Here is a 25,036-nt window from a genome sequence, read left to right as displayed (position 1 = left end):
TCCTGAAAATCAAATTATTCAGGACATTATGTCCTGATTTTAAGGACATTTACTTTGCGCCTTACCCATCTGGATCTGGACGCGCTCCGCAGTTTCGTGATTGGCATCGAGACCGGGTCGTTCGCGCAGGCCGCAGACAGACTTGGGCGTTCGACCTCTGCGGTCAGCGCCCAACTCAAGAAGCTGGAGGACCAGGCCGAAACCGCTCTGGTGCGCAAATCCGGCCGGGGGCTGGCGCTGACCGAGAGCGGCGAAGTGCTGCTGTCCTATGCCCGGCGTTTATTGAGCCTGAATGACGAGGCGATCAGCGCCGTTCGCGGGCCGGAACTCGCAGGCTGGATCCGCCTCGGGATTCAGGAGGATTTCGGAGAAACTGTGTTGCCGCAGGTGCTGGGCCGGTTCGCACGCGCCCATCCACGGGTTCGGATCGAAGGGCGCATCGCTCGCAATAGTGAGTTGCGGGAGAAGGTCGAGTCCGGCCATCTTGACCTCGCCTTGGCCTGGAACGACGACACCGCTTCGCCAGCGGAAACGGTTGCATCCATGCCACTGTGCTGGCTGGGCGCGGCGGAAACAGAAACTGTCTGGCAGACCGGCGGGAAAGAGCCGCTGCCACTTGCAGTCTTGGAAGCGCCGTGCCTTTTGCGTAGCATTGCCTGCAACCACCTTGATCAACAACGTATCGCCTGGCGCATTGCATTCGTCAGCCCGAGCCTCGGCGGGTTGTGGGCTGCGACAGCCGCAGGCCTTGGCATCGCACTTCGCACACCGTTTGGCCGGCCGCCTGCCGTACGGGTTCTTGATCCACTCACCGACGGTTTGCCGCAACTCCCGTCGCTGGGGCTCAGCCTTCTTCGCTCCGGAAAAGACGAAAATCCAATCAGTGCCCATCTCGCCACGATCATCCGCCAAGCCTTGCAGGAAACGCTGCCGGAAGCATGGATAGTGCGACCGTAATCGCTGAAACTGCATAAGCTTCCGCCAAGATCACAGGCACGGCAAAGCTGCAGGGGAATCGCGGCCTCGTTAAGGTTTGCGCTCGATTTACCAAAATTCCGCATAATATCTTTCATTATCAGAATAAACATGATTATCTGCGGAAATGGATTCAACAGACCGCAAAATCATCAGTCTTCTTGCAGAAGACGCCCGCCGCTCTCTGGCCGATATCGGAAATGTCGTGGAGCTTTCCGCTTCGGCCGTGAACGAACGCATCCGACGCCTGACGGCCAGCGGGGCGATCCGTCGCATCACCGTTGATGCCGATCCATCCGCATTCGATTTGCCCGTGATCGCCTTCGTGTGGATCGCGTTGGCGCCGGATGCGGACGAGGCCGCGTTTCGTGTCTATGCGGCGTCGCAGTCCGCTATTGCGGAATGTCACCATGTGACCGGGCAGTGGTCCTACCTCGTCAAAGTTCACGTCGGGTCGCTGGCGGAGATCGAAACCTTTCTGGCGACAATGAAACAGAACGGGTTCCTTGCCCGTACCGAGACGATCATCGCCCTGTCGTCTGTCGTGTCGGGGCCATTTATGCCGAAGGGAAGCGTGGACTGATGGAACTAATGCTCGTTTTGAAAAGCGTTGTGCTGGGCCTTGCGGTCGCAGCCCCGCTCGGCCCCATCGGCGCCCTCTGCATCAACCGGACCCTTGAGCGCGGGTTCTGGGCAGGGGTGGCAGGTGGCCTTGGGACTGCTCTGGCGGATGCCGTCTATGCCAGCCTCGCAGCGCTCGGCTTTTCCGCTTTCGCGGCGACCCTTGCGACAATCGATACGCCGCTCAAAATCGTCGGCGGCCTTTTCATGCTGTGGCTCGGCTGGAAAAGCCTGAGGCCCAAACCTCTGGCAGAAGCGGCCAAGGTTGGAGCGCGCGATCTGCTCGGCACCATCACCGCGACCTTTTTCCTGACGATCACCAACCCCATGACGATTCTGTCCTTTGCAGCAATTTTCGCGGGTCTCGGCCTCGCTGACGCATCGGGAGCGACGAGCGCGTTTTTTGTGGTCGCGGGCGTTTTTCTAGGGTCTTTATTGTGGTGGTTCCTGTTGAGCGGCGGCGTTGCATTGGCCCGGCAGCGCCTTCCCGCGACCTTTGCCCGCTGGGTTTCCCGCCTGTCCGGAGTGATCCTTGTCTTATTCGGGCTTTTTGCCCTCTGTTCACTTGTCTGGGGCATGCTGGCTCATTGAAATGCAACGGTTTTGTCTGCGGCTCCAAGTTCTGAGAGACTGGAACCGACAGGCGCAACACAACGAACAGCCTCTCACTCGAAGTCCATGGACTGGCCATTCGAATGGTGCTGAATCGCGAGGGCGATTATAAAGAAGCTTGGCTGCCAACCTCGGCCCTCGGGTCTTAGGCAACGCCGCCGATGCAGATATATTTGAGCTCGGTATATTCTTCGATGCCGTGGTGCGACCCTTCCCTACCGAGGCCGGACATCTTGACGCCGCCAAACGGTGCCTCGGCGGTGGAAATCGCCCCTGTGTTGACACCGACCATGCCGTATTCGAGCGCCTCGGCAACCCGGAAAACGCGCGAAAGATCACGCGCATAAAAATAGGAGGCGAGACCGAAATCGGTATTGTTGGCCTGCGCGATCACGTCCGCCTCATCTTCGAAACGGAAAAGCGGCGCGAGCGGCCCGAAGGTTTCCTCACGCGCCACCTGCATGCCGGCATCGACATTGCGCAGGATCGTCGGTTCGAAGAAATTTCCGCCAAGCGCATGCCTCTTCCCACCGGCGGCGATCTCGGCGCCTTTCGAAAGCGCATCGGCAATATGGGCTTCCACCTTGGCGACCGCGTTTCCGTCGATGAGGGGACCGAGAGCGCTTGCCTCATCCAGCCCGTTACCTACCTTCAACTGTGAAACAGCCTGCGCGAATTTGTCAGCGAAGGCATCATAAACGTTGCTCTGCACGTAAAAGCGGTTGGCGCAGACGCACGTTTGACCATTGTTGCGGAATTTGGCAATCAGCGCTCCCTCCACGGCCGCATCGAGATCGGCGTCGTCGAAGACGATGAAGGGCGCATTGCCGCCAAGTTCCAGTCCCAGTTTCTTGATGGTCGGCGCGCATTGCCGGTAGAGATGTTCTCCCGTGCGCGTTGAGCCGGTAAATGTCAAAAGCCGGATATCCGGACTTGCCGTCAGCACCCCGCCGATTTCCGCTGCAGGCCCGGTCAGAATGCTGAAAAGTTCAACTGGCAGGCCGGCACGCTCGGCGAGGATGGCAAGCGCGATTGCCGAAAACGGGGTTTGCGGCGCGGGTTTCAGCACCACCGCGCAGCCAGCTGCCAGCGCCGGGGCGACCTTGCGGGTGATCATGGCATTGGGGAAGTTCCAAGGCGTGATGGCCGCGACGACACCAACCGGCTGGCGAAGAACGATAATGCGCTTGTCTGCCTGATGGCCGGGTAACGTCTCGCCATTGATGCGGCGCGCCTCTTCGGCAAACCATTCAATGAAGCTTGCTCCATAAGCGATCTCGCCTTTGGCCTCGGCAAGCGGCTTTCCCTGCTCCAGTGTCAGGATCATGCCAAGATCGTCGCGGTTTTCCATGACGAGCCGGAACCAGTGTTTCAGGATGTTCGCGCGCTCACCTGCGACGTGGTTTGCCCAGGCCTTCTGCGCAATCACGGCTGCTGCAACAGCTTCCTCTGCTTCCGCGGTACCAAGTTCGGGAACCCGTCCGATGATCTCCCCCGTAGCCGGATTGCGGATCGTCGTCGTCTCGCGGCCATCGCAATCGAGCCAACGGCCGGCCACGGGCACCTTCTCGCCGAAGAGCGTGGGATCATTCAGATGCATATTCCGACCCTCAACAGAAAACCTGCGCCGACGCGGGATCGAAGGCCAGATGCACGAGATCTCCACGGCTGAGGCCCGAAATCGCCTCATGGCCAAATGGCAGGCGCACGGCAAAGGGCTCTCCCGAACCTGTATGGGCGACGACATGGACGTTGTTGCCAAGGAAGGTGATATCGCTGACGGTGGCCTGAAAACCGGCGGAAGAGCCGGGCCTGTTGCGGCTGAGCTGTAAACGCTCCGGACGCAGCATCAGCGCCGCCTTTTTTCCCGGCGCAGCTTCGCCATGAACCGGAATATGGTCAAAGACGATATTCTGCCCGAGCGAAACCGTCGCCTTGCCGCCCGAGGCGGCGAGGAGATCGCAGGCGATGAAGTCGCTGTCACCGATGAATTCGGCCACGAAGCGGGTGGTGGGGTGAGCGTAAAGCTCCGGCCCCGTACCGATCTGGTCAATCACGCCTTTTGAAAACACCGCGATCCGGTCGGAAAGACGCAAGGCCTCTTCCTGATCGTGGGTGACGTAAAGGATCGTCACTTCCGTCTGCTGGTGGATGCGACGGATTTCGAACTGGATTTCTTCTCTGAGCTTCTTGTCGAGCGCCGAGAGCGGCTCGTCCATCAGAAGAACCGGCGGATCATAAGCGAGCGCTCTCGCCAAGGCCACGCGCTGCTGCTGGCCGCCCGACATCTGCGCAGGCCTTCTGTCCTCGAAACCTTCGAGACGAACGAGCCTCAGCATCTCCTTCACCTTCGCATCGATTTCCGCCTTGCTCTTGCGGCGCACTTTCAGCGGAAAGGCGATATTCTCGCCAACAGACAGATGCGGAAACAGCGTGTAACGCTGGAAGACCATGCCGATATTGCGCTTGTGCGACGGCGTGGAGAGCAGGCTTTCGCCGTTCAGCAGGATGTCGCCCGCCGTCGGCTGTTCGAAACCGGCCAAAATGTAGAGCGTTGTGCTCTTACCCGAACCGGATGGTCCGAGAAACGTCATGAACTCGCCCGGCTGCACCTCGAGATTGACGTCCTGAACGGCGACGACCGGTCCGTATTGCTTGGCGATGCCACGAATTTGCAGGAGCGGTTTGGTCATGTTTTCAGTCCTTTTCGCACAGCCGCGACAAGCAGCATGAGAATGATGGTCACCGCGATGAGAAGCGTCGATGCAGCGGCGATCACTGGCGTCAGATCCTGCCGCAGCGTCGCCCAGATTTTCACCGGCAGCGTCTGCAACGTTGGACTTGCCATGAAGATCGCCAGCACCACCTCATCCCAGGAAGTGAGGAAAGAAAAGATCGCGGCTGAGAACAGGCCGTGGCTGATGGCCGGCAAGGTGATGCGGATTTTCGCCTGCAGCGGGCTCGCGCCGCATAGCACCGCAGCGTCTTCGATCGATTTGTCGAAACCCTCGAGCGCGCTGGTCAACGCCAGAATGGAGAAAGGCAGCGCCACGACAAGATGGGCAATGACAAAGCCCGTGGTGGTGCCCGCAAGGCCGAGCTTCAGGAAAAAAGCATAAAGCGCCACCGCCAGCACCACGACAGGCAGGATCATCGGCGTCATGAACAAAGCCCGCAGGCCCTCGCGCCCGATGAAACGTCCCCGCACCAGGCCGAAGGAGGCCACGAGGCCGATCAACAACGACAGGACTGTGACCATCACGGCGATGCGCAGGCTTGTCCAGGCAGCATCCAGCCACCTCGGATCGGCAAAGAAATCCGCATACCATTTCAGCGTCCAGCCGGGCGGCGGAAAGATCAGCCATTGCGACGAGCCGAAGGACAAAGCGGCGATGAAGACAATCGGCAGGATAAGGAATGCCGCTGTCAGCACGGTGATGAAAAGGAGCAGCCACTTCCATGCGCCAAGGCTGTTGTAATTCAAAAGCATGTCAGCGCCCCCCTGCCCCGGCCGCGCCGAAGAATTTCAGCTGGATTGCGTAAAGCGTCAGCGTCACCACCAGAAGCACCAGCGCCGCTGCGCCGCCCATGCCCCAGTTGACGAGAGACTGCACAAATTGCGCGATAAGCTCGGCCAGCATCATGTTTGCCGTGCCGCCCAGCAGCGCCGGGGTGACGAAATAGCCAAGCGACATGACGAACACCATCAGCGCGCCGGAGATCATACCCGGAGCGGCAAGTGGAATGAGAACGCGGGTCAGCGCCTGAAAGCGGGTTGCCCCGCACAGCGCCGCCGCCTGGAGAATGGCCGGATCGATCTTGCGGATGACGCCATAGAGCGGAATGATGATGAATGGCAGCATGATATAGGTCATGCCGATCGTGACGCCGGTCAGGTTGTTGACCAGTGCAAGCGGCTTGTCGATGATGCCAAGGCCCATCAGCGTCTTGTTGACGACACCCGTCCGCTGCAACAGCACCATCCAGGCATAGGTGCGTGCCAGAAGGTTGGTCCACATGGACAGAAGCAAAATTGCGAAAACGACGGAGGCAAGCCGCGACGGCATGATGGCAAGCGCCCACGCGACAGGAAAACCGATGACCAGCGTCACGAGCGTGACCAGCGCCGAGACCGCGAATGTATTGAAGAAAATCTTCAGGTAGGTGGAGCTGCCCAGCAATGCGGCGTAATTGCCAAAGCCCAGCACCGGCTCGGTAACGCTGCGCGACAGCAGGATGATAACCGGCACGACGAAGAACAGGGCAAGCAGAACGAATGCCGGCAGGGTGGCGGCAAAATTGCCGGGCCGGAAGGGCATCCGCACCTTCGTCTTCGGGCTTTCTGTTTCATCGGTAAGCGAGACCATGCCCCAAACCTCCCCGGAGGTGAAAATTTGCGCGGGCGCTTTTGGCTGCCCGCGCCGTTGCCTTACTTGGCCTGCCAGGCGTACCAGCGCTCACCGATCTCGTCGCGATGTTGCGCCCAGTAGTTCATGTCGGCATTGACCTGGCTCGCCGTCTGCTGGTCAGGCAGGGTCTTTGCCGTTTCCGGATCCATCAGCTTTGCGGATTCGACGTTGACCGGGGCATAACCCGTGGCAGACGCCATATCCGCCTGCGCCTGCGCGGAGGTCGCAAGAGCGATGAACTTCATCGCCGCGTCCTTGTTCTTCGTTCCCTTGGGAACGACGAGGGAATCCGCTGCCGTAATGTTCTGCTCCCAGGAGGTCTCCACCTTCACACCGCTTTTCTCAAGCGCCGTCATGCGGCCGTTCCAGACACTGCCGAAGGGTGCCTCCGCAGAAGCGATCAACTGCTGCGATTGCGCACCGCCAGACCACCAGATGATATCGGATTTGATTGTATCCAGCTTCTTGAAGGCGCGATCGAGATCGAGCGGGTATAGCTTGTCGGCGGCAACACCATCGGCCAGCAGGGCTGCTTCGATCACACCCGGTGCGGACCATTTGTAAAAGGTGCGCTTGCCGGGAAACTTTGCCGTATCGAAAAGGTCGGCCCAGCTCTTGGGGCAGGCGGCCACGGCATCAACATTGCAGCCGATGACGAAGGAATAATAGAAGCTTCCGACGGAGTAGTCCGTGACGAAACGGGGGTCGAGCTTCGTTTTGTCGATGACGGCGAAATCAAGCTTCTCCAGCAGGCCCTTCGGCCCGGCCTGCGCGGCGTAGTCGCCCTCCACGTCGACCACATCCCATGTCACGCCGTTCGCCTCGACCATGGCTTTCAGCTTGCCATAGTCCGTCGGGCCATCCTGAAGCACGTTAATGCCGGTCGCCACCATGAATTTTTCGGCCCAGGCCGCCTTCTGCGCGTCCTGCGTGGTTCCTCCCCAGCTGGAAAAAACCAGATCATTCGCCTGTGCGGATGCGCCCAGGGCGAAAATTGCTGCGCATGTCATCAATACCAGTTTCGATCTCATGTTCCCTTACTCCGTTTTAGAGCTTGTTGTTGGCATGCACTTCGCGGCCGGCAGATTCACTTCAGCGGTGAAAAAGGCGCCGGCTTCATGATCTTGTTTTCGGCGACGTCGATGAGGTCGCGGATCTTCGGCAGGAAAGACAACCAGCGTGGATCGGCCAGGAGCCGCGCGCGCCGTTCTTCGCGGTCATCCAGGCTGGAAAAGGCCCAGATGTGGACAATTTCATTGATCGGCCCGATCTCGGAAAAGAAGTAACCCACCAGCTCGCCCAGATGGCTTTTCTGGATTTCGATGCCTTCCTCCTCGACAACCCTAAGGTAGGCCGGAATGGCGCCGTTCTTCAGCCGGTAGGTGCGGATTTCGTAAAACATCGCGTCACCGCATCACGAATGGATCGGGGATCGGGTCATCCGAGGTTCTAAGCCATATGGTCTTCGTGCGCGTGTAATCGAGCGCTGCCGCAAGCCCGCCTTCGCGACCATCACCGGAAAGACCGAAACCGCCGAAAGGCGCAATCGGTGAGACGGCGCGATAGGTGTTCACCCAAACGACGCCGGCGCGGATCGCCTTCATCAGCCGATGGGCGCGCGTCAGGTTCTGCGTGAAGACGCCCGAGGCGAGGCCATAGACCGTGTCATTGGCCAACGCGATCGCTTCCGCCTCGGTTTCGAAGGAAACAACAGAAAGAACCGGGCCGAAGAACTCCTTTTCCATGGACGGCGAACGAATACCGTCGCAATCGAGAATGGTCGGAGGGTAGAAGTAACCAGCGCCATCCACCGCCACGCCGCCCGTTAGCAGCTTCGCACCGGCTTTTTCGGAAGCAGAGACCAGAGAGACGATATGCTTGCGCTGCCGCTCGGTCGCGAGCGGCCCCACTTCCGTTGCCATGTCCAGCGGCGAGCCGATGCGGATCGCCTCGGCCTTCGCCTTCAAAATTCCGAGGAAGCGATCCTTCACGCTTTTCTCGACAATCAGCCGTGATCCGGCAACACAGCTCTGACCGGTCGCCGCGAAAATTCCCGCGACCTGCGCATTGGCGGCGCTTTCGAGATCGGCGTCGGCAAACACGAGGATCGGTGATTTGCCGCCGAGTTCGAGCGACGTGGAGGCAAGATTTTCGGCCGAGTTGCGAACGATGTGACGCGCCGTTTCCGGCCCGCCGGTAAAGGCGATATGGGCCACCTTCGGGTGTGTGGTGAGTGCCGTGCCGCAGGACGCACCGAAACCAGTGACTATATTGACGACGCCGGCAGGAAAACCAGCCTCCTGCACCAGCCGGGCGAACTCCAGAAGCGGCGCCGGTCCGTCTTCCGAGGCCTTGATGACGATTGTGCAGCCGGCAGCGAGCGCCGGGCCGATTTTAACGGCTGCCAGAAAAAGCTGGCTGTTCCACGGGACGATCGCGGCCACCACACCCACGGGTTCGCGCCGCAGCCAGACATCCATGTCCGGCTTGTCGATCGGCAGGTAAGCACCCTCGATCTTGTCAGACAAGCCCGCATAATAGCGGTAATAGTCCGCGACATAGGCAATCTGCGCCGAGGTCTCGCGGATGATCTTGCCGGTGTCACGGGTTTCGAGCTCGGCAAGCGTCTTTGCATTTTCGGCAACCAGATCGGCAAGCCGGTAGAGCAGCTTGCCGCGTTGCGTCGCCGTCAGTTTCGACCAGGCCGCATCCTGATAAAGCGCCCGATGCGCGGCCTCGACGGCCCGACCGATATCCGCTTCGCGGCTTTCCGGCATTTCTGCCCAAGGTTCACCGGTTGCCGGGTCGAGGCTCGAAAAGCTCGCCTCGCCATCCTCGAAGCGCCCGTCGATGTAACATTGGAAACGGCGCATCATCTTACTCCTTGAAAGCCGGCATGACATCGGAAAGGAAGCGTTCCAGCGAGGCCTTCTTGCGCTCGAAGCTCATGCCGGTATCGATCCAGAAGGAATATTCGTCGTAGCCCATGGCCTCGTAGGCCTTAAGCCGGGTAATGACTTCATCGGCATCGCCGACAACATTGTTCTTGCGCATGACATCACCGGAAAGCATGGCGTTTGCGGCGATCTCCTCCGGCGCAATACGCTCGATCAGCCCCTGATGAACGGGCTTTTCGTTTTTGAACCATGCAAAGAAGTAGTTGTAATAGACGCTCATCTCATGGGCCGCCTGGGCAATATCGGCTTCATCGGAACCGACATAGGTGTGGCGCAGCAGCATGATTTTCGGCCGCTGTTTATCTGGATTTTTCGCGCAGGCATCGTTGAAGCGGCCCATCAGGGTTTCCACCTCGTCATCGCCTTGCCAGAGCGGCGTCACCTGAACATTGCAATCATTGGCGACAGCGAATTCATGCGAATTCGGATCACGCGCCGCCACCCAGATGGGCGGAAAGGGCTGCTGCAGCGGCTTGGGAGCCGAGGTGGTGGCCGGAAACTTGAAGAATTCGCCGTCGTGGGTGTAGTCACCCGCCCAAACCCCTTTGACAGCCGGAATAAGCTCGCGCATCCGCTGGCCCGCGCCCCAGGCGTCGAGGCCTGGAAGCAGCCGCTCATATTCGAACGAATAGGCGCCACGCGCGATGCCGATATCAAGACGGCCATCACAGATCAGATCCGTCATCGCCGCTTCTCCGGCAAGCTTGATCGGGTGCCAGAAAGGCGCGATCACCGTTCCCGTACCCAGGCGTGCCGTCTTCGTACGCCGCGCCAAATCGGCGATCGTTACAAAGGGGTTGGGCGCTATGGTGAAATCCATGCCATGATGTTCGCCGGTCCAGATGGCATGCATGCCACCACGATCGGCAATTTCGCAGAGCGTCACGCACTCCTCGTAGAGCGTCTTGTGGTCCTGGGAGGCGTCCAGCCGCTCCATGTGAACGAAGAGGGAGAATTTCATGGGTTTGGCCCCTTCATGGAGATGGGATGAACCTTGCCGGCGGTCTCGTTCCCGACATAGACACCGAAATTGCCGATCGAGCTTTCCAGCACGAAACGATTGACGATATCCGCCGTCGCGCCGGAGTCGAATTTTGCCGAAGCCAGCGCGCCGGGCAACAGAAAACGGCCCTCGCGCGGCGCTTCATCGCCATCGGCAAGCGCGTGATAGACGACGTGTTGGCGCCCATCCGTCTTGTTCTCATAAACCGAGTAGAGAAATCCCGTTTTGACGGAGAGACCCGTCAGGTCTTCGAGACGTGATGTCAGCGCCGCGACCGGATCGCCGCTTGCCACGACACAGCCGGGAAGCGACAGCACGTCGTCGCCAACGAGGTAAATCTCACCGCGCCGTTCCAGAACGGCGCCCACGACGATATCGCCCTCTGCCGCTGCCGATACCGCCTTTGCAGCCAGCATCGGCGTGAAATAGCCGCCGCGCGCATAACCGAGACCGTTCAGGCCGCTATTGTCGAAAGCCTCGATACGGCCGAGCAGAATGACATGATCGCCGGCCTCGATAACCTCCTGCATCGAACATTCGAACCAAGCCGCGACGTCTGCAAAGACCGGCGAGCCCTTAGGCGCATCCGACCAGCTGGCGGTGGCGAAACGATCTTCGACCGGCCGGGCGAAGGTGTTTGAGAGGTCCTTCTGGCTTTCCGACAGAATATTGACAGCGAAGTTTTTGGTGCCGGTCATCGTCGCGAAATTGCGCGAGCTGCGGGCAAGGCAGATCAGCAGCAACGGCGGATCGAGCGAAACCGAGGTGAAGGAGTTGGCAGTAAAACCGATGGGCTTTCCTGCATCGCCCCGTGTGGTCACGATCGTTACTCCCGTTACGAAAGCGCCGAATGCATCGCGCAAAGCACGCGGATCAAGGGTTGCAACAGTCATTGCGGCTCCTCCTCTAAAGCCAGCCATTCGGCCATCATTGCATTGACAGTTTCAGGTGCGGTCAGATTGACCATATGCCGGTGCGCCTCAACGACACGGGCGTAACCGCGCGGTGTGATCGCCGCCATCTGCTCGGCCATCAAAGGCGTCGAATTGGGGTCATCCGAACCCGTCAGGAAAAGAGCCGGGCAGATGACCGAGGGCCACCGATCCGCATAGGTCTCGTCCCCGCCCGCAAATGCGGTATAGGCAATCGCGTAACCTTCGGGATCGACCATTTCCAGCCAGCCCCGCGTCAACTCCCGCGCCTGCTGGCTCTTTGGATCGTCGCCGAACCAGCGTAACAACGGGCCTTCCTTGTCCACGCCGGTAGTCCGGATGGCAGCCGCGCGTGCGAGAACCGCAGCCTTCGCGGCCGGATCACGGCGGTAAACGCCGTTCAGATAACCGACGCGCGCAATTTGATCTCCAAAGGTTGCAGCGGCACCGCCGGAAATCAGCGCACCCATGGAATGCCCGGCCACATTGGCACGCGCGATCCGCATATCGTCAAGAAACCGGCCGAACCAGCCGACAAAATCCTTGAGCGTGCTGCCCGCTGGCAGACGTTCACTGCCGCCATGCCCCGGCATATCTACCGCGATGACACGGTGCGTCTTTGAAAAGATTTCGATCTGCGGCTTCCAGGCTTCCAGCCGCATTCCCACGCCGTGGATGAGGATCAGGTCTTCACCGACGCCTGCCTCGAAATAGGCCGCCCCGCCCTCGGTCACCTTGCGAGGGAGCGCGGCAGCACCTGCCTTTGCAGCATTGACCCGTGACGTGGTGGCGGCCTCCTGCATTTGCATCACCCTCAAACGCCGGCCGGGTTGGCGACATCCTGACCGAGATCCTTCAGATCCTGATACCGGTCGCCGATGCGATGATGAGGCCTGCCGCCGACTGAAGCACCGAGCGCGACGACGATCTCGTCAGCAGCCGGAGCATCGGGAACGGAGGTCTGGATAGTCAGGTAGTGCGAACGGCGGCCTTCATCGTTCTTGTCCATCAACGGGATCATGATCGGCGCATTGCCGGGACCACGCGTATTGCAGAAGGCCAGATAGGACTTGGCACCCACAGCCTGACGATAGTGATTGCCGAAACGCAGCGTGTGAATGAGCGCGGAGGCATGTTCGATCTCACCATCCAGCCCGACGACGGCTGCCTTGCCATAGGCCTCCACCGCTTCGCCGGAACCCACGGCATCAAGGATCATCTTCGTCAGCAGTTCGCCCAGCACCGGCGCCCCGGCGTGGATTTCCGGTTTGAGATCATCCACGAAGCCTTTTCCAGCCCAGGGATTTTTCACGACCGCGATGGCGGTGAACAGCTTCAAAGGTGTCGCTGCGGCCTTGCCTCCTTCAATCAACGTTGTTTCGACCTGCAACAGGGTCTTACGGATCTGGATGGGCATAGGCGTTCTCTCCGATGAATATAATGTCTTATGGTATGCCATAATATGCAAGTGTCAAGTGGCGGAAATCTGTGGCTTGAAGTTGCGAAAAATGGCAATTCTTACAGGATGTTATGGCTCAAGGCCCTTCCATGCGGCCGTCAAAGGCCAGTTCGTAAAGGCGCGTCATTTCAGCTGTCGTCGGAACCCGTGGGTTATTTGCCGGCGTGCCGGAGGCGAGGCCTTGCCGCACCATTTCCGGCAAAAGATCGAGATAGCGGGTTTTGTCGATACCGAATTCCTGCGGTGTCGGCACCTTCAGCCGCCTGTTCAGGCCGATGAAAGCCTCCACCAGCTTTGCGCCTGCAATCTGGTCGCTGTCCGTCGAACTTGCGCAACCAAGTGCGCGGGCAGCGGCGGCATACTGCGGTAGAGCGGAATTCAACGAAAATTGTGTGACCAACGGCAGCACCATCGCATTCGACATGCCGTGCGGAACGTGGAAAAAGGCACCGACCGGCCGGCTGAGGCCGTGGATCAACGCTGTGGATGTGTTGGAAACGGCAAGACCCGCATGCGTCGCCCCGAGCATCATCGCTTCGCGTGCTTCCCGGTTCTGCGGGTCGTTCGCCACTTTTTCGAGATTTGCCCCGATCAGTTTCAGCGCGGACAGCGCCAACGCCTCGGAATGGGCATTACCGTTGCGGTTGACCAGCGCTTCCAGCGCATGGGTCAGCGCATCTATGCCGGTATCGACCGTGACGCGGTAAGGGCAGGTCAGCGTCAGCTCGTAATCGATGATGGCCGCAACGGGCAAAGCGGCAGTGCCGAGGATGAGCATTTTTTCGCTGGCAGCCGTGTCCGTCACGACGGCGGCGCGCGTTACTTCCGATCCGGTTCCTGCGGTTGTGGGTATGGCAATTACCGGCATGACGGCAAAATCCACGATCCTTGGAACTTTCAGCGCCCGCAGCTCTTCGCCACTGGTTGCAACGATGGCGCCTGCCTTAGCCGTATCCATGGCGCTGCCGCCGCCGAGTGCGACGAGACCATCATGGCCGCCCCCGGAAACGCGTTTCACCAGGGTGGCGATGGATATATCCGTTGGATCTTCTACGACATCCGCAAAAATGGCGGCATCGATGCCCTCGCCGCCAAGCGCCTGCAAAAGCGCATCCGCATGGCCGAGTTTCTGCATGACGGGATCGCAGACGAGCAGAGGGCGCTTCACCCCCAGAGATTTCAGCAGCGAAGGCAATCGTAAACGGCTGCCACCGCCAATGAGCATTTCGCGGGGCATCAGGACACGGTTTATCATTGCGGTTCTCCGCCACTATCTTTCTGCGTTGTTCGGAACGGCCGAAGGCACACGATCTGAAGCGGGATTTCGTCATCCCGCTCCGGTCACCGTGGCCTCAATGCGCCAGGATTTTCGACAGGAACGAGCGTGCGCGATCCGTCTTCGGATTGGTGAAGAAGCTGTCACCCTCGCCGATCTCGACGATCTCGCCGCCATCCATGAAGACGATGCGGTCCGCCACCTTGCGGGCAAAACCCATTTCGTGCGTCACCACCATCATCGTCATGCCTTCCTGCGCAAGCGAGACCATGACGTCGAGCACCTCGTTGATCATTTCCGGATCAAGCGCCGATGTCGGCTCGTCAAAAAGCATGGCGACCGGATCCATCGCCAGCGCACGGGCGATTGCGACGCGCTGCTGCTGACCGCCGGAAAGTTGGCCGGGATATTTCTTCGCATGCGCGGTAAGCCCCACCCGCTCCAGAAGGGCGTTGGCTTTGACCAGCGCCTCCGCAGGGGAGCGGCCGAGAACCTTCTCCTGCCCGATGCACAGATTTTCGAGGATCGTCATATGCGGGAAGAGTTCGAAATGCTGGAACACCATGCCCACTTTGGAGCGCAGCTTCGGCATATCGGTCTTGGGGTTGGTCACCTCAACCCCGTTGACGGTGATGATGCCATTGCCGATCGTCTCCAGCGCATTGACGCATTTGATCAGCGTCGACTTGCCCGAACCGGACGGCCCGCAGATCACGACGACTTCGCCCTTGGCGACATTCAGACTGCAATTGGTCAGAACCTGAAAGGTCGGGCCGTACCATTTGTTGACGGATTGAAGTTCGATCATGCTGGTTGCTTGAGACATCGGACTTCTCCCTAGTGTACGTCAGCCGACATGGGGCCGTAGGCCTTGCCGAACCGTTTTTCGATACGGCGCTGGATGAGTTCCCAGGCGGTCGTCATGGCGAGGTAATAAAGGGCCGCAACCATGAAGAGCTCCAGAACGAGAAACTTTTCCTGGATAAGAACCTGCGTGCGGCGCAGCAGCTCCTCCATGGAAATGATGGAGGCGATCGACGTTGTCTTCAGCACGCCATTGACGGAATTGCCAAGCGGCGGAATGATGATGCGGAAGGCCTGCGGCGCAACGATGTAACGCATCACCTGCGCCTCGGTCATGCCGATGGCGCGCGCCGCATTGATCTGGCCTTTCGGAACCGCGGCGATACCTGCCCGGACGATTTCCGACAGATAAGCTGCTTCGCAGAGCGACAGGCCGATCAGGGTGGACTGCAGAACGGTCAGCTTGATGCCGAGCTGCGGCAGGCCGGTATAGATGATGATGAGCTGCACCAGCAGCGGCGTGCCGCGAAATATCCAGGTGTAGAAATAGGCCGGTCCGGAGAGGAACCGGTATTTCGACATGCGCATCACCGCAATGACGAAACCCAGCGCAAGACCCGCCGTCATGGCAAAAATCGTGAGGCCGAGCGTCACCATCGCCCCCTCGAAAAGATAATAATTCGTCAGGTATTCGAAGAAACCTTCCCAGTTCCAACCCTTCACGTCTTTCTCCAATTCATGCGGGAATGGTCGCGGCGAGAACTTTCCCGCCGCGCTGACAGTTCAGATAGAGGAGATTTCAGCCTTCCGGACCAAGAACGGCGAGATCGCCGGGCGCGATGCTCACGCCATAACCACCCATCAGCTTTCCAAGCGAACCATCGGCCTTCATCTCCTTCAGAGCAGCAGAGACGGCACTGGCGACGTCCTTGCTTCCAAAGGAAAGCGAACCGGGCGTGGGGTACATGCCGGAAAGTGCGTGCGTGAACTCGCCGCGATCCTGGTATTGCTTAGCGACAGGATCGATGGAGACCGCCGCCTGAACCTGGCCTGCCCGCAGCGCCTGATAGACGGTCGCGTAATTGTCGAACAGGTTTATGGTCATCGGCGCAAGACCGCGTTTCTTGAAGTCCTCGTTCAATTCCTTGATCTTGCGCTCGGCATAACCACCGATATCGGTGCTGACGGCCTTGCCGGCCAGATCGTCCACCTTGGTGATGGGCTCGGATGCACCGACGGCCGTTGAAATGCTTATGGCAAGATTTTCATAGGGTATCATGAACAGAATCTTGCGACGCTCTGCCGTCACGAACAGGCCGGCATTGATCATGTCCCAGCGGCCGCCCTGCAGGCCCGGCACCATGGTGGCATATTCCGTGCTGATATATTCGGGCTTCAGGCAGAGGCGCTTGGCGATTTCATAACCCAGCTCGATACGAAGGCCTTTGAGCACACCCTGTTGGTCGGCATAGGCCATGGGCGGCAATGTCGGGCTGGTCGCCATCACGAGATGGCCGGGCTTGATGAGGTGATCGTTGGATATTTTCGGCGTGCAGTCCTGTGCAACGGCCGCACCGGCAAGAAGACTAAAGACAAAGCCCGCCAGAGAGGTTTTGGCGCGCACGGCTATGCATTTCCGGGAAATCGGATTCCAGTTCATATTAAGCTCCGCTCTTTATATTATTTATTATGGCATACCATCACACCAAACGGATTGCCCTGTCAATAAGCGGTTATTTGTTTTTCTAAATTATTGTAAAACAACAAGAAAATCAAAAAACCGAATGCTTGCGGCCGCCAGCTTGGCAACCGCAAGACAAACAGAACGGAGCGCCAAAAAACGTCAATCAGCCGTTTTTTGCGCGGTGAGAACGGCTTCGGCGATAGCGCATGCGCTGGTAACGTGATCAAGAGCGGCTTTGTAAGCGGCGTCTCCGTCACCTTTCCGGATCGCATCGACGATCTTTTTCATCTGCGCCGGACCTTCGGTATCGCGGCTTTTCGTCTTGATCGTCATGGAGCGAAGATGGTTGATCCGTACCGTCAGCAAATTGACGACGCCCCAGGCGACATGCCGGTCGATCTTGCTGAACAGCGTATGATAAAAAGACGAGGTATGCGCGAGAACACCGGGCATATCCTTGGCAACGTAACTTTCGCGAATATGCTCGAGTGAAGCCTCAAGCGCCTCGACAATGGCGGGATCGCGACGCTCCGCACAAAGGCGCGCCGCCATTCCCTCCAGCGCACCGCGGATTTCGTAAATCTGCTTGGCCTCGGCGAGATCGAGCAGCGCAACCATCGGCCCCTTGTTCGGCAAATTCGCCACCAGCCCCTCGGACTCCAGATGCCGCAGGACTTCGCGCACGATGGTGCGGGAAACGCCCAGCTGGGCGCAGAGATCGCGCTCCACGAGGCGGTCTCCCGGACGGAAGTAACCGTTCACGATGGCGTCGCGCACCTTGTCGAGCGCAAGTTCCCTCAGCGTCTTGGTCGGACGCTCAACGCGAATGGCAGTTCCCTGCAAAGCACCGGTCATGGTATCACCTCGTTTGGCACATCCCGCTTCCGCCCGCCGGGCGTGAAAACAGGTTCTGGCTCTTTATATTATGGCGTACCAACTTATTTAGCCGCGCACCATATTTATGGCAACAGCGCGCGACCAGCTTGTCGCAATGGCACGTCACCCCATGCGTTCCGATGCATAGCTGCCCGGGCTTGGCGGGAAGACCACGGTACGGTTACCGTTGATGAAAGTACGGTGGTGGATATGGGCGTGAATGGCGCGTGCCAGAACCTGCGCCTCGACATCCCGGCCGAGCGAAACATAATCCTCCGCGCTCTGGGCATGGGTAATACGCACAATATCCTGCTCGATGATCGGACCTTCGTCGAGATCGGCGGTGACATAGTGGGCCGTTGCACCGATCAGCTTCACGCCGCGCTGATAGGCCTGCTTGTAAGGGTTGGCGCCCTTGAAGGACGGCAGGAAAGAATGGTGGATGTTGATGATCTTCCCCGACATCGTCTCGCACATCCGGTCGGAAAGCACCTGCATATAACGCGCAAGCACGATCAGTTCGGTTCCGGTGCTTTCGGCAATATCCATGATCCGGGCTTCAGCCTGCGGCTTGTTTTCCTTCGTCACCGGAATGTGGTGGAAGGGAATATCATGATTGACCACCACTTTCTGGTAATCGAAATGGTTGGAGACGACGCCGACAATATCGATCGGCAAGGCCCCGATGCGCCAACGGTAAAGCAGATCGTTCAGGCAATGGCCGAAGCGCGAGACCATCAGCAGGACCTTCATCCGCTCGGACTGGTCATGGAGCGCCACTTCCATGCCGAATTTCTGCGAGATCGGCATCAGTCCGGTCATCAACTCGTCACGCTTTGCTCCCTCTTCGGAAATGAAGCCCACGCGCATGAAAAAACGGCCCGTACCGAGATCATCGAACTGTGAACTATCGACGATGTTGCAGCCTTTTTCAGCGAGAAAGCCTGAAAGGGCAGCGACGATGCCTCGGGTGGACTTGCAGGTTACGGTCAGGACGAAGTTCGTCATCCGGCACTCTCTCTGTCATCGATATTGGAAAAACCCCGCGCTGTCTGACGAGCGCGGGGAAAAGCCGCGAAGGCGGCGGGGAAACCCGAACTCAAACGTCGAGCGTTGTCTGGTGCTCCCAGGCGGTGAATTGCGCGCAATAAGCGTTCCACTCGCCCTGCTTGAGCTTCAGATAGGCCTTTGAGAACTCCATGCCCAATGCCTGCTGCAGTTCCTCGTCCTTCTCGTATTCGCGCAGCGCATCGAGAAGATTGAGCGGGAGTTTAGGCGCATTCGTCACGGTATGACCTTCGCGATACATGTCTATATCGTGATGCGGACCGGGATCGGCCTGTGAGCGGACACCCGAGAGACCGGCCGCAATGATGATGGCCTGCAGCAGATAGGGGTTCACGGCGCCATCCGGCAGACGCAGTTCGAAACGCCCCGGCCCTGGCACGCGTACCATGTGGGTGCGGTTGTTCCCGGTCCAGGTCACCGTGTTCGGTGCCCAGGTCGCGCCCGAGATGGTCCGCGGCGCGTTGATGCGCTTGTAGGAATTAACCGTCGGATTGGTGACGGCCGCAAGAGCGGAGGCATGTTTCATGATGCCGCCCAGAAACGTCTTGCCCTTTGCGGAGAGCCCGAAAGGCATTGCCTTGTCGGCAAAAGCGTTGACCTTGCCGTCCAGATCCCAGACCGAAATATGAGCGTGGCAGCCGTTGCCGGTCAGCCCCTTGAAAGGTTTCGGCATGAATGTCGCGCGCAGCCCGTGCTTTTCGGCAACCGACTTGACCATGAACTTGAAGAAGGAATGTTTATCCGCCGTCTGGAGCGCATCGTCATATTCCCAGTTCATCTCGAACTGGCCGTTCGCGTCCTCATGGTCGTTCTGGTAAGGTTTCCAGCCCAACTCCAACATGTAGTCGCATATTTCCGCGATCACATCGTAACGACGCATCACTGCCTGCTGGTCGTAGCAGGGCTTTTCCGCCGTGTCGTACTCATCGGAGATTTTCGCGCCGTCCGGCGAAATCAGGAAAAATTCCGGTTCCACGCCGGTTTTGACCCGCAGCCCTTGCCCGGCCGCTTCCGCGATGAGCTTTTTCAAAACGACGCGCGGCGCCTGTTCCACAGGCTGGTCTTCCATGACGCAATCGGCAGCAACCCAGGCCACATCCTTTTTCCAGGGAAGCTGGATGACAGAGGAGGCGTCCGGCACTGCGAAGAGATCGGGATGGGCGGGTGTCAGATCGAACCATGTGGCGAAACCGGCAAATCCGGCGCCGCCCTTCTGCATATCGGCAATCGCTTCTGCAGGAACCAGCTTGGCGCGCTGGCCACCGAAGAGATCGGTATAGCTGATCATGAAATATTTGATGCCTTTCTCGGCAGCAAACTTGGAGAGGTCCAGTGTCACGTCATTCCCCTTTTTTTGAATATCAGACACTTCATCGAAAAAGACGGCCACATCCTCCCAAATGCGCCCGTCCATTGTGTTTTTTAAAAGCTGCCTTTACCCGGGAACCAGTTTGTTCCCGCCAGCGGAACCTGCGCCATTGCCGCAGCCTCCATGGTCAGAGCCACCAGATCTTCCGGCTCCAGATTGTGGAGATGGTTTTTGCCGCAGGCGCGCGCGATGGTCTGGGCTTCGAGCGTCATGACCTTCAGATAGTTGGCGAGGCGGCGACCGGCGGCGATTGGATCAAGACGTGCGGCAAGTTCCGGGTCCTGCGTGGTGATGCCCGCGGGGTCTTTGCCCTCGTGCCAGTCATCGTAAGCGCCGGCCGTGGTGCCGAGCTTCTGGTATTCGTCTTCCCATTTCGGGTCGTTATCGCCCAGCGCCACCAGCGCCGCCGTTCCGATGGCAACCGCATCGGCACCAAGCGCCAGAGCCTTGGCGACATCCGCACCTGAGCGAATGCCACCGGACACGACCAATTGCACCTTGCGATGCATGCCGAGATCCTGAAGCGCCTGTACTGCGGGGCGAATACAGGCAAGCGTGGGCATGCCGACATTTTCGATGAAGACGTCCTGCGTGGCCGCCGTGCCGCCCTGCATGCCATCAAGCACCACCACATCGGCACCGGCCTTCACTGCAAGTGCGGTGTCGTAATAGGGGCGCGCGCCACCAACCTTGATGTAGATCGGTTTTTCCCAATCGGTGATTTCGCGCAGTTCAAGGATCTTGATTTCCAGATCGTCGGGGCCGGTCCAATCAGGATGACGGCAGGCGGAACGTTGGTCGATGCCCTTCGGCAAATTGCGCATATTGGCGACGCGATCGGAAATCTTCTGGCCAAGCAGCATGCCGCCGCCGCCCGGTTTCGCACCCTGGCCGACAACCACCTCGATGGCGTCCGCACGGCGCAAATCCCTGGGGTTCATGCCGTAACGCGACGGCAGATACTGATAAACCAGCGTCTGGCTGTGGCCGCGTTCCTCATCCGTCATGCCGCCATCGCCCGTCGTGGTGGAGGTGCCGGCAATGGTCGCGCCACGGCCGAGCGCTTCCTTGGCGTTGCCGGAAAGCGCGCCGAAGCTCATGCCGGCAATGGTGATCGGCGTTTTCAGCGTGATCGGCTTCTTGGCAAAGCGCGTGCCGAGGGTAACGGTCGTATCGCACTTCTCGCGATAACCTTCGAGCGGATAACGCGAGATGGACGCGCCGAGAAACAGCAGGTCGTCGAAATGCGGCACCTTGCGCTTCGTGCCTGCGCCGCGAATATCATAGATGCCGGTCGCAGCCGCACGGCGGATTTCCGCCAGCGTGTGATCATCGAAAGTCGCGGACTTGCGCGGCGGGGTGAAGGGGTTGTGATAGCTCATCGGAAAATCCCTCGCCTCAATACGCGTCAGCGTTGTCGATGTTGAAATTGTAGAGCGTGCGGGCCGAACCGTAGCGCTTGAACTCATCAGGGGTGACATCGGTGACACCCGCTTTTTCGAGAAGCTCGGCAAGCTTCTCCAGATGTTCGGGCCGCATTTCCTTTTCGATGCAATCGGCACCCAGGCTTTTGACCGAGCCGCGCACGAAAAGCTTCGCTTCATAAAGGGAGTCACCCAGCGCATCGCCCGCATCGCCGCAGACAACGAGGTGGCCGGACTGGCCCATGAAAGCGGACATGTGGCCGATATTGCCCTTCACGACGATATCGATGCCCTTCATGGAAATGCCGCAGCGGGAAGCGGCGTTGCCCTTGATGACCAGAAGCCCGCCGCGACCGGTGGCACCTGCGTATTGCGAAGCGTCACCCTCGATGACGACGGTGCCCGACATCATGTTTTCTGCAACACCTGGGCCTGCCGAGCCGTGGACGGTGACGGTGCCGCCATCATTCATTCCGGCGCAATAATAACCGACCGAGCCGCGAACATCGACGATGACGGGGCTGTCGATGCCAACAGCGACGGCATGGTGGCCACGCGGATTGACAACTTCGAATTCGGTATCGTTTGCGCCCGAGGAAAGCCCATGGAGCGCGCTGTTGAGTTCACGCAAAGGCGTGTGGGAGAGATCGAAAACTGGCATGGATATGACTTTCGCAATATGCGCCGATGACGGTTTCACGCGGCCTTTTCATGGTCCCAGAAATAGACGGTCGCCGGCTCCGGCTCCCAGACGCGGGCACTTTCGATGCCGGGCAGATTGACCAGCGCGCGGTATTCGGAGCCGAAAGCGACATATTGATCGGTCTCGGCCATCACCGCCGGCTTGCAGGCGATGGGATCGCGCACCACGCCGAAACCGGATTTGGTGCCGACGACGAAGGTAAAGAACCCGTCGAGATCATCCAGCGCGCCGGTCAGCGCTTCGCCCAGATCCTTGCCCTTGGCCATTTCAGCCGTGAGATAGGCGGCGGCCACTTCCGAGTCGTTCTGGGTTTCGAAGGTCATGCCCTCGCGTACCAGTTCCCGACGCAGATTATTGTGGTTGGAGAGCGAACCGTTATGCACCAGGCACTGGTCGGCACCGGTAGAGAAGGGGTGCGCGCCAAGCGTCGTCACAGCCGATTCCGTTGCCATGCGGGTGTGGCCGATGCCATGGCTGCCCGCCATGGAGCGCACGCCAAAACGGGCGACGACATCTTTCGGCAGGCCGGTTTCCTTGTAGATTTCCACGCTGTCGCCGGAGCCCATCACCCGCACATTGGGACGGATGGCGGCGAGGACCGAGCGAATTTCCGTGAGCTTTGCCGATGGAATATCCAGGACCGCATGTGTGCTTTTCACCGCAACAGAAGCTTCAACGCCATTTTCCTTCAGCGCTTCGGCAAGGCCCGAAAAATCGGCGACGGGATCGGCCGACTGGATGGTCACTTTTGCCCGGCCATCGGCAGCGCTTCCATAGATCGCGATGCCGGCGGAATCCGGTCCACGATCCGTCATGGTCACGAGCATGTCCGAAAGCAGCTCACCCAGCTGCGGTTCAAGGCTTTTGTCTTTCAGGAATAGTCCAACAATGCCGCACATCGACAGGCACCTCCATTCGTTTCTGAATGAAGAGCTAGCATATGGAATTCCATCTCGTCAACTATCAGGAATATTTTTTTCTTCTAAGGCAACTTTTCAATCATTTGTCAGCCGCCTTTGCGGATAGGAAATGATCGACAGATAGCGAGCGGGAAGCTTCACCAGTTCCTCCGGACCGTGCGGCGCATCAGCATCAAAAAACAGGCTGTCACCGGCCTGCATGGTGAAAAGCTGCTCGCCGTGGCGATAAACCACCTCTCCCTCCAGCATGTAGAGGAACTCCATGCCCTCATGCTGGAAGGTCGGAAATACATCCGAGTCCGTCGTCAGCGTGATGAGATAGGGCTCGACGGTGACGCCGCTGGTATTGTTGTCGATATGGCCAAGCAGGCTGTACTGATGGCCGGCGCGGGTGCCTCTACGCTCGATGTTCACCCCTTGGCCCGCCTTGACGAAGGTGGCGCTGCGCGGCTCCTCGAAACCACGGAAGAACGCCGTGATCGGCACGCCGAGCGCCTTTGAAAGCGTCTGCAGCGTGGTGAGGGACGGGGAAATATTACCGTTTTCGATCTTTGAGAGCATTCCCACCGATACACCGGTGGCCGATGCGAGATCGGTGACCGTGATGCCCAGCTTCTTGCGATAGGCACGCACCTCATGGCCGATCGCCATTTCCAGATTATTGACCCTCGGCTCGCGAACCGCATGCGGGTCCTGCGACAAAAGCGCAGGCTCGGTCTTTGTGCTGTCCTTTGCCATGGGATCCTCCGGCATAACGTGTTTTTCCTTCTTTAAAGGAAAACTATTTTAATTCGGAGGAAATTTTTATATCGCCGCAGCGGTAAAGCCTGCGGAAGGTCAGTACGTCACCTTGCCATCGGAGAGATCAAAGACGGCACCAGTATAGAGGCATTTCAGTGGAATACGGACACGCGCTGTCCATCGTAGTCTTACGCAGATATTGAAGCTCACGCCTAAGACTCCGCCAAGCGGTGCCAAGAATTACCCGGCACCGCTGGATTTCGAAAGGCCACAACATATGGCTTTCGAGGCCACTCGAACAGTCAATGGCAAGAGCCGTTCCTGCGGACTTCAGGCTTCGACCAGCTCGCGAACATCATCAACGAGAAAATGCACGATCACATAACGCGTCGTGTATTTCTGACCGCTATCGGACACGCTCTCGACGCTGCCGCCGTCGGAGGGATGCCATTTCTGATAGTGAGGATTGTTGGCGATCAGCGTAATCGCCTTGCCCGAAAACCTGCCGGTCAGCCGATAGCGAGCCTCTGCAAGATGCCAAATCTTTTCAAAATCCTGCTGGCTGATGCGGGCTTTCAAAGCCTTCTTGGATATCGTTTCTTCGGGCGAACTGTCGTCGTGTGCACCCGATGGAATATGCAGGTCAACCTCTTCCGCGCCGTCCAGCAGAAAGGCAAATTCGTCTGGCCACATCCGTCTCACGTATCGCTCCTCCCAAAGCTTATCGTCCTACAACACAATTATGATAGCGCCTCTGCCGTAAGAGGCAATGGCGGATATGAACGAGCACTTACCGGCATCCCAATTTTAGGGATCGTCGCCATGTGGGATTCCAACAGGTGCTGAAGATCGCGGGTGGGACGCAACGAAATGGAAGCCAACGGCTATCCCAACCAGTCTGCCTCCGCTGGCGCAAAGCGGCATCGGCTTCGCTAGCAGACTACAGCATCAAAGCGACCAACGAATGAAATCAGGCTATCTCGGAAAATCTTACAGCTCAGCGTAAATTATGGCGGAGAGGGTGGGATTCGAACCCACGATACCCTTGCAGGTATGCCGCATTTCGAGTGCGGTGCATTCGACCACTCTGCCACCTCTCCGCATGCGCGAACGCTTGCGTTGCGCGCTCCTCATAAACATCAATGGCGGGACTGACAAGGGAAATTTCGTGTTTGTGTCACAAATTATTCGTCCCGGACAAGG

The 25,036-nt window shown here is 58.9% G+C and carries 26 protein-coding genes and 1 tRNA gene; 3 read left to right on the top strand and 24 right to left on the bottom strand.

What is annotated here, in order from left to right; genetic code table 11:
- The first annotated feature begins 54 nt into the window (after positions 1–54).
- From CRO62_RS08570 to CRO62_RS08560, 3 genes are all read left to right on the top strand, one after another.
- On the top strand, positions 55–957 hold the full coding sequence (locus CRO62_RS08570; protein ID WP_097099879.1) for a LysR substrate-binding domain-containing protein: 903 nt from the start codon (positions 55–57) through the stop codon (positions 955–957).
- A 145-nt stretch (positions 958–1,102) separates the two neighbouring features.
- Complete coding sequence (locus CRO62_RS08565) at positions 1,103–1,558, top strand: Lrp/AsnC family transcriptional regulator (RefSeq protein ID WP_097099878.1); 456 nt, start codon at positions 1,103–1,105, stop codon at positions 1,556–1,558.
- Positions 1,558–2,187, top strand: a complete 630-nt coding sequence (locus tag CRO62_RS08560) for a LysE family translocator (RefSeq protein WP_097099877.1) — start codon at positions 1,558–1,560, stop codon at positions 2,185–2,187. The genes CRO62_RS08565 and CRO62_RS08560 overlap by 1 nt, the downstream gene beginning before the upstream one ends.
- A 166-nt stretch (positions 2,188–2,353) precedes the next feature.
- Here the strand turns inward: CRO62_RS08560 and CRO62_RS08555 are convergent, their stop codons facing one another.
- The 24 genes from CRO62_RS08555 to CRO62_RS08440 all read right to left on the bottom strand — a co-directional run bounded on the left by CRO62_RS08555 (position 2,354) and on the right by CRO62_RS08440 (position 24,933).
- Positions 2,354–3,808, bottom strand: a complete 1,455-nt coding sequence (locus CRO62_RS08555; RefSeq protein ID WP_097099876.1) for an NAD-dependent succinate-semialdehyde dehydrogenase — start codon at positions 3,806–3,808, stop codon at positions 2,354–2,356.
- A gap of 10 nt (positions 3,809–3,818) precedes the next feature.
- Entirely contained in the window at positions 3,819–4,901 is a 1,083-nt protein-coding gene (locus CRO62_RS08550) for an ABC transporter ATP-binding protein (protein WP_097099875.1), read from the bottom strand.
- Positions 4,898–5,698 carry an ABC transporter permease gene (locus tag CRO62_RS08545; RefSeq protein WP_097099874.1) on the bottom strand — a complete coding sequence of 267 codons (801 nt, stop codon included), beginning with the start codon at positions 5,696–5,698 and terminating at the stop codon, positions 4,898–4,900. Before CRO62_RS08545 ends, CRO62_RS08550 begins: the two co-directional genes overlap by 4 nt.
- Position 5,699: 1 nt before the next feature.
- Positions 5,700–6,527: an ABC transporter permease gene (locus CRO62_RS08540; protein WP_370647636.1), complete on the bottom strand. Its 828-nt coding sequence runs from the start codon at positions 6,525–6,527 to the stop codon at positions 5,700–5,702.
- A gap of 110 nt (positions 6,528–6,637) precedes the next feature.
- A complete protein-coding gene (locus tag CRO62_RS08535) occupies positions 6,638–7,648 on the bottom strand; it encodes an ABC transporter substrate-binding protein (protein ID WP_026330721.1) in 1,011 nt (336 codons plus the stop codon).
- A gap of 56 nt (positions 7,649–7,704) precedes the next feature.
- Positions 7,705–8,019 carry an NIPSNAP family protein gene (locus tag CRO62_RS08530; RefSeq protein WP_097099873.1) on the bottom strand — a complete coding sequence of 105 codons (315 nt, stop codon included), beginning with the start codon at positions 8,017–8,019 and terminating at the stop codon, positions 7,705–7,707.
- Positions 8,020–8,023: 4 nt separating this feature from the next.
- Positions 8,024–9,490 carry an aldehyde dehydrogenase gene (locus CRO62_RS08525; RefSeq protein WP_097100433.1) on the bottom strand — a complete coding sequence of 489 codons (1,467 nt, stop codon included), beginning with the start codon at positions 9,488–9,490 and terminating at the stop codon, positions 8,024–8,026.
- Positions 9,491–9,494: 4 nt separating this feature from the next.
- Complete coding sequence (locus tag CRO62_RS08520; protein ID WP_097099872.1) at positions 9,495–10,535, bottom strand: LLM class flavin-dependent oxidoreductase; 1,041 nt, start codon at positions 10,533–10,535, stop codon at positions 9,495–9,497.
- A complete protein-coding gene (locus CRO62_RS08515) occupies positions 10,532–11,470 on the bottom strand; it encodes a flavin reductase family protein (RefSeq protein ID WP_097099871.1) in 939 nt (312 codons plus the stop codon). The genes CRO62_RS08520 and CRO62_RS08515 overlap by 4 nt, the downstream gene beginning before the upstream one ends.
- Positions 11,467–12,312, bottom strand: a complete 846-nt coding sequence (locus tag CRO62_RS08510) for an alpha/beta fold hydrolase (protein WP_097099870.1) — start codon at positions 12,310–12,312, stop codon at positions 11,467–11,469. The genes CRO62_RS08515 and CRO62_RS08510 overlap by 4 nt, the downstream gene beginning before the upstream one ends.
- An 11-nt stretch (positions 12,313–12,323) precedes the next feature.
- Positions 12,324–12,926, bottom strand: a complete 603-nt coding sequence (locus CRO62_RS08505; RefSeq protein WP_003511499.1) for an amino acid synthesis family protein — start codon at positions 12,924–12,926, stop codon at positions 12,324–12,326.
- 118 nt (positions 12,927–13,044) lie between these two features.
- Positions 13,045–14,223 (bottom strand): iron-containing alcohol dehydrogenase, encoded by a 1,179-nt coding sequence (locus CRO62_RS08500; RefSeq protein ID WP_097099869.1) that lies wholly within the window; start codon positions 14,221–14,223, stop codon positions 13,045–13,047.
- Positions 14,224–14,320: 97 nt separating this feature from the next.
- A complete protein-coding gene (locus CRO62_RS08495; protein WP_025595347.1) occupies positions 14,321–15,052 on the bottom strand; it encodes an amino acid ABC transporter ATP-binding protein in 732 nt (243 codons plus the stop codon).
- Between the two features lie 29 nt (positions 15,053–15,081).
- Positions 15,082–15,771 carry an amino acid ABC transporter permease gene (locus CRO62_RS08490; RefSeq protein WP_097099868.1) on the bottom strand — a complete coding sequence of 230 codons (690 nt, stop codon included), beginning with the start codon at positions 15,769–15,771 and terminating at the stop codon, positions 15,082–15,084.
- A 76-nt stretch (positions 15,772–15,847) separates the two neighbouring features.
- Positions 15,848–16,708 carry a transporter substrate-binding domain-containing protein gene (locus CRO62_RS08485; protein ID WP_097099867.1) on the bottom strand — a complete coding sequence of 287 codons (861 nt, stop codon included), beginning with the start codon at positions 16,706–16,708 and terminating at the stop codon, positions 15,848–15,850.
- A 183-nt stretch (positions 16,709–16,891) separates the two neighbouring features.
- The gene (locus CRO62_RS08480) at positions 16,892–17,587 is read right to left on the bottom strand and encodes a GntR family transcriptional regulator (protein ID WP_003511504.1); all 696 of its coding nucleotides are present in this window, start codon (positions 17,585–17,587) and stop codon (positions 16,892–16,894) included.
- Positions 17,588–17,731: 144 nt separating this feature from the next.
- Positions 17,732–18,616 carry a formyltetrahydrofolate deformylase gene (purU, locus tag CRO62_RS08475; protein WP_097099866.1) on the bottom strand — a complete coding sequence of 295 codons (885 nt, stop codon included), beginning with the start codon at positions 18,614–18,616 and terminating at the stop codon, positions 17,732–17,734.
- A 91-nt stretch (positions 18,617–18,707) separates the two neighbouring features.
- Positions 18,708–20,015: a type III glutamate--ammonia ligase gene (gene glnT, locus CRO62_RS08470; RefSeq protein ID WP_003511506.1), complete on the bottom strand. Its 1,308-nt coding sequence runs from the start codon at positions 20,013–20,015 to the stop codon at positions 18,708–18,710.
- Between the two features lie 83 nt (positions 20,016–20,098).
- The gene (locus tag CRO62_RS08465) at positions 20,099–21,427 is read right to left on the bottom strand and encodes an FMN-binding glutamate synthase family protein (protein ID WP_097099865.1); all 1,329 of its coding nucleotides are present in this window, start codon (positions 21,425–21,427) and stop codon (positions 20,099–20,101) included.
- A gap of 16 nt (positions 21,428–21,443) precedes the next feature.
- The gene (locus tag CRO62_RS08460; RefSeq protein ID WP_097098859.1) at positions 21,444–22,130 is read right to left on the bottom strand and encodes a GXGXG domain-containing protein; all 687 of its coding nucleotides are present in this window, start codon (positions 22,128–22,130) and stop codon (positions 21,444–21,446) included.
- Between the two features lie 35 nt (positions 22,131–22,165).
- Positions 22,166–23,071, bottom strand: coding sequence for a class II glutamine amidotransferase (locus CRO62_RS08455; RefSeq protein WP_097099864.1), 906 nt, complete (start codon positions 23,069–23,071; stop codon positions 22,166–22,168).
- 96 nt (positions 23,072–23,167) lie between these two features.
- Positions 23,168–23,845 (bottom strand): helix-turn-helix domain-containing protein, encoded by a 678-nt coding sequence (locus CRO62_RS08450; RefSeq protein ID WP_013761901.1) that lies wholly within the window; start codon positions 23,843–23,845, stop codon positions 23,168–23,170.
- Between the two features lie 318 nt (positions 23,846–24,163).
- Entirely contained in the window at positions 24,164–24,526 is a 363-nt protein-coding gene (locus CRO62_RS08445) for a hypothetical protein (protein WP_003511512.1), read from the bottom strand.
- A 317-nt stretch (positions 24,527–24,843) separates the two neighbouring features.
- A tRNA-Ser gene (locus tag CRO62_RS08440) sits at positions 24,844–24,933 on the bottom strand.
- Positions 24,934–25,036 lie beyond the last annotated feature (103 nt).

Origin of the sequence: Rhizobium sp. AN6A, assembly GCF_900215635.1 — a bacterium.
Taxonomy (GTDB): Bacteria; Pseudomonadota; Alphaproteobacteria; order Rhizobiales; family Rhizobiaceae; genus Agrobacterium; species Agrobacterium tumefaciens.
Note: the sequence above shows the minus strand (reverse complement) of the source record. Positions and strands in the feature narration are given on the sequence as shown.

What these genes read in the sequence shown, in the direction of transcription:
- CRO62_RS08565 (WP_097099878.1), top strand. Translation starts at nt 1,103, where the DNA reads ATGGATTCAACAGACCGCAAAATCATCAGTCTTCTTGCAGAAGACGCC.
- CRO62_RS08560 (WP_097099877.1), top strand. Translation starts at nt 1,558, where the DNA reads ATGGAACTAATGCTCGTTTTGAAAAGCGTTGTGCTGGGCCTTGCGGTC.
- CRO62_RS08555 (WP_097099876.1), bottom strand. Translation starts at nt 3,808, where the DNA reads ATGCATCTGAATGATCCCACGCTCTTCGGCGAGAAGGTGCCCGTGGCC.
- CRO62_RS08550 (WP_097099875.1), bottom strand. Translation starts at nt 4,901, where the DNA reads ATGACCAAACCGCTCCTGCAAATTCGTGGCATCGCCAAGCAATACGGA.
- CRO62_RS08545 (WP_097099874.1), bottom strand. Translation starts at nt 5,698, where the DNA reads ATGCTTTTGAATTACAACAGCCTTGGCGCATGGAAGTGGCTGCTCCTT.
- CRO62_RS08540 (WP_370647636.1), bottom strand. Translation starts at nt 6,527, where the DNA reads ATGCCCTTCCGGCCCGGCAATTTTGCCGCCACCCTGCCGGCATTCGTT.
- CRO62_RS08535 (WP_026330721.1), bottom strand. Translation starts at nt 7,648, where the DNA reads ATGAGATCGAAACTGGTATTGATGACATGCGCAGCAATTTTCGCCCTG.
- CRO62_RS08530 (WP_097099873.1), bottom strand. Translation starts at nt 8,019, where the DNA reads ATGTTTTACGAAATCCGCACCTACCGGCTGAAGAACGGCGCCATTCCG.
- CRO62_RS08525 (WP_097100433.1), bottom strand. Translation starts at nt 9,490, where the DNA reads ATGCGCCGTTTCCAATGTTACATCGACGGGCGCTTCGAGGATGGCGAG.
- CRO62_RS08520 (WP_097099872.1), bottom strand. Translation starts at nt 10,535, where the DNA reads ATGAAATTCTCCCTCTTCGTTCACATGGAGCGGCTGGACGCCTCCCAG.
- CRO62_RS08515 (WP_097099871.1), bottom strand. Translation starts at nt 11,470, where the DNA reads ATGACTGTTGCAACCCTTGATCCGCGTGCTTTGCGCGATGCATTCGGC.
- CRO62_RS08510 (WP_097099870.1), bottom strand. Translation starts at nt 12,312, where the DNA reads ATGCAGGAGGCCGCCACCACGTCACGGGTCAATGCTGCAAAGGCAGGT.
- CRO62_RS08505 (WP_003511499.1), bottom strand. Translation starts at nt 12,926, where the DNA reads ATGCCCATCCAGATCCGTAAGACCCTGTTGCAGGTCGAAACAACGTTG.
- CRO62_RS08500 (WP_097099869.1), bottom strand. Translation starts at nt 14,223, where the DNA reads ATGATAAACCGTGTCCTGATGCCCCGCGAAATGCTCATTGGCGGTGGC.
- CRO62_RS08495 (WP_025595347.1), bottom strand. Translation starts at nt 15,052, where the DNA reads ATGATCGAACTTCAATCCGTCAACAAATGGTACGGCCCGACCTTTCAG.
- CRO62_RS08485 (WP_097099867.1), bottom strand. Translation starts at nt 16,708, where the DNA reads ATGAACTGGAATCCGATTTCCCGGAAATGCATAGCCGTGCGCGCCAAA.
- CRO62_RS08480 (WP_003511504.1), bottom strand. Translation starts at nt 17,587, where the DNA reads ATGACCGGTGCTTTGCAGGGAACTGCCATTCGCGTTGAGCGTCCGACC.
- purU (WP_097099866.1), bottom strand. Translation starts at nt 18,616, where the DNA reads ATGACGAACTTCGTCCTGACCGTAACCTGCAAGTCCACCCGAGGCATC.
- CRO62_RS08465 (WP_097099865.1), bottom strand. Translation starts at nt 21,427, where the DNA reads ATGAGCTATCACAACCCCTTCACCCCGCCGCGCAAGTCCGCGACTTTC.
- CRO62_RS08460 (WP_097098859.1), bottom strand. Translation starts at nt 22,130, where the DNA reads ATGCCAGTTTTCGATCTCTCCCACACGCCTTTGCGTGAACTCAACAGC.
- CRO62_RS08455 (WP_097099864.1), bottom strand. Translation starts at nt 23,071, where the DNA reads ATGTGCGGCATTGTTGGACTATTCCTGAAAGACAAAAGCCTTGAACCG.
- CRO62_RS08450 (WP_013761901.1), bottom strand. Translation starts at nt 23,845, where the DNA reads ATGCCGGAGGATCCCATGGCAAAGGACAGCACAAAGACCGAGCCTGCG.
- CRO62_RS08445 (WP_003511512.1), bottom strand. Translation starts at nt 24,526, where the DNA reads ATGTGGCCAGACGAATTTGCCTTTCTGCTGGACGGCGCGGAAGAGGTT.